The organism is Methylobacter sp. (assembly GCF_023227905.1).
Lineage (GTDB): Bacteria > Pseudomonadota > Gammaproteobacteria > Methylococcales > Methylomonadaceae > Methylobacter_A.
This window is the reverse complement of sequence record NZ_JALOCF010000118.1, coordinates 1-2,942: the sequence shown is the minus strand read 5'-3', so window position 1 is coordinate 2,942 and position 2,942 is coordinate 1. Positions and strand designations below refer to the sequence as shown.

Here is a 2,942-nt window from a genome sequence, read left to right as displayed (position 1 = left end):
AATTCATGTAGTTTATTGTTTTTATACAGATGGACATTATCGCTCAGAGTCCTGGTTAACCTCAGTGTTGGACATCATCGCAGGAAACCGTCCGATCCGACCAAGATGAGTAAAGCCAAAGCCATCCGGATACTTGAGTCCATAACCGAGTGCGCGATCAAAACCGATATGAGCGCACCAGATGAGGCCGATACAAAGAATAGTCGGAGCAGGAAAAACAACACCCGCCCCAAGACAAGTAACAGCCCCGATATAGGAGTGCGCTAAATTATAGCTAATGGCGCCAACCTTGGGACCTGCGAGATAACCGAAAAAAGAAATATCCGGCGTAAGAAAAAACAGCGCGAACGTACCCCAGCCAAGGCCGAATTTAGAGTAGGCGACGGAAGCCGCAATAAGTACACATAATCCCTCAAGCCGAAGCACGACACGCACAGCACCAGTAGTTTCACCAGACATACGATCTCCTTAATTTATTGTGTGATTGTTTTCATTGAGTCGAATATATAACAATAGATTGGTAGGATGTACTGAACGCAATAAAGCGCATCACTTGCGAGCGATGCGGGTCGTAAACTCACCGCCTACATTCTGTAGCTATTCTACCGTCCAAGGCAAACCTTTTAGGTTTTTTTTGGAAACAATTGTTGCATGTGCATCAATTGGTTTTAATTTTCTTCTTAACTCTGCTTGTATTTTTTGGACGTTATAACAGGATTGCTCTAATGTACGCCTCGGTGGCGGCGTTTCAATATGTAATACAACTTTTATTTGGGATGTTTTGGAAAAACTTCCCGCAATACTTTTTTCTTCGCTAATATTGGCATTATTTTTCATGGGCAAGATAGCGGACAAAGTTGAAATTACCTTATTCACAATAACTTCGATTAACTTATTGGGTTTTAAATTTTTGGTCTCCGGATGTCGATAATCTTTTATTTCAATTAAATAAGCAGTACTACTATTAACCGCCACAATATCAACCGCACGAATACCGTTTTGAATTTTGAAAAAATGATCACGGTAATATTGGCTATCATCAAATTTTATTGCGTCGAACTCAAAGCGAAAGGACAGATTGCCTTCCTGAATATCAACCAGCATTTAATCTTCCTTCTTGCTTAAAAATCTATCATCTTGTTCAAGCTCTTCATCCAAAATTACTATATCATCCAAACCTTCAAAATCATCACTCTGGCTTACCCTAATGGCCTGTCCGATAAAGCCCAAGCCAAAGTACTTAAGCTTATCGTCTTTGCTTCTTAAAATCTCTATTTCCTTCACTAGAAATAAGCTGTGCGTTGCAATAAATAGCTGCATCCCGGCTCGGCTAAGTTCAACTAGCACTTCTGCCATTTTCTTGATTAACTTAGGATTTAAATTTGCTTCCGGCTCATCCCAAAAAAGAATACTGTTTTTAGTTAATGAACCATTGGCAATCAGTTGGGCAATCGTGGCTATTTTTCGCAAGCCTTCTGCAACTAGGGCAATTTCGGTTTTATGTCCGTTATTGAATGCTAAATAAAACCTGCCGCGTTCCAATACTATTTTTCCTTCCAATATTTCTTCCAGCTTGGCTAACAGCTGAGTTTCTACGGGGTAGGATTGGATATTTTTTAAAGCAGGCAGGCTTAATACTTTTGCCAAGTTGTAATATATTTCGTCAAAAGAGGTTTCTCTATTCTCATATAAAGACACAAAGCCTTCATAAAATGAGAGCATTTCTTTTGCTGGGATAAAAACACAACTTTTTTCAAAAAAGTCTGTTACTAAGTTTTGTTCTTCAATATCGACATGAGCGTATTCTGCCGGATAATCTGACATATCAGATTTTATTATGCGAAATCTAATCTGACACGTATCTAAATTTATGTGAATATCACATCGATTTTTATCGTAGCTAATTAAACTATCTAATGCTTCCGATTTGAAAACCGCCATCAAGCTTGCGTCAACTGTGTTCGATATGCTGCTAATGATGTCCATTTCTTTTTCGAAACGCTTTAAGTCGGAATGAGGTAGGCGATTTATGCTGGCATAGTCGATGCGGTTGATGCTTACAAGCAAAGCATAAAGCAATTTAAGCAAATGGCTTTTTCCTGTGCCATTTTCACCGACAACAATATTCAATCCATCCGAAAACGCTAAATCTTCTTTGTCAAATACCGTAAAGTTTTCTATTGAAATAGCTTTGATCTTGGTTTCATTGCTTATCAGCGTTTTATCAATTTCATGCTTAATGGAATTTATTAAATCCTCGTCATTCACCTTCATAATCGTTTTTATATAAGCCCCTCTTGCAGGAAAGCTGATAGGCTCTTTTAACAGTATCCATTTATCAACTATCAAGTGTCTGCCATCTTGATAGTTTTCACTGCATATTCCGTAATGGGTAATAGTTGAATCTTCAGCCAACAATAAAACATCTTCAACTTGCACTCGATTGACAATGTCCAAGTATTTGTCTGTGTAGCCGTTTATCCATTCATCATTATTGATAAATTCCGCTTTTTTATTTTCTACTCCGCCCCATTTTGCGCGAACTAACCAATAATTCATAATTTACTCCTGTGCGTTATACAACGATTCAGCCATTGATCCTTTATGAAGATCATTTTTGCTACTGTCTCTACGACCACCGATTATCCCGAGTTTCCCGCATCATGTACACAGCAAGCAGGCTGATAGCCGCAGCCAATGAGACATAGCCTCCGACCCAGGCCAGTCCTCCCTCGGCGACCAGCCGTTGCGCGATATAGGGCGCAAACGAAGCACCCAGTATGCCGCCTAAGTTGTAGGCGGTTCCCGCTCCGGTATAGCGTACCTCGGAGGGGAACAGCTCTGGCAGCAAAGCTCCCATCGGCGCGAAGGTGGCTCCCATCAGGAATAGCTCCAATGATAAGAAAGCGGTAATCATCAACGGCGAGCCGCTTTCCAGCATC

General features: G+C 40.4%; 3 protein-coding genes and 1 pseudogene. All 4 read right to left on the bottom strand.

The features are described from left to right. Window positions 1-36 precede the first annotated feature (36 nt). A complete protein-coding gene (locus M0R47_RS21565; protein WP_292558415.1) occupies window positions 37-459 on the bottom strand; it encodes a DUF4260 domain-containing protein in 423 nt (140 codons plus the stop codon). Window positions 460-597: 138 nt separating this feature from the next. Continuing rightward, window positions 598-1,104 carry a hypothetical protein gene (locus M0R47_RS21560; RefSeq protein WP_292558414.1) on the bottom strand — a complete coding sequence of 169 codons (507 nt, stop codon included), beginning with the start codon at window positions 1,102-1,104 and terminating at the stop codon, window positions 598-600. Next, window positions 1,105-2,559 carry an AAA family ATPase gene (locus M0R47_RS21555; protein WP_292558413.1) on the bottom strand — a complete coding sequence of 485 codons (1,455 nt, stop codon included), beginning with the start codon at window positions 2,557-2,559 and terminating at the stop codon, window positions 1,105-1,107. 70 nt (window positions 2,560-2,629) lie between these two features. Beyond that, a pseudogene (locus M0R47_RS21550) lies at window positions 2,630-2,942 on the bottom strand (MFS transporter); the annotation flags it as partial.

Coding starts and splice junctions, on each gene's coding strand:
- M0R47_RS21565 (WP_292558415.1), bottom strand. CDS start 459: ATGTCTGGTGAAACTACTGGTGCTGTGCGTGTCGTGCTTCGGCTTGAG.
- M0R47_RS21560 (WP_292558414.1), bottom strand. CDS start 1,104: ATGCTGGTTGATATTCAGGAAGGCAATCTGTCCTTTCGCTTTGAGTTC.
- M0R47_RS21555 (WP_292558413.1), bottom strand. CDS start 2,559: ATGAATTATTGGTTAGTTCGCGCAAAATGGGGCGGAGTAGAAAATAAA.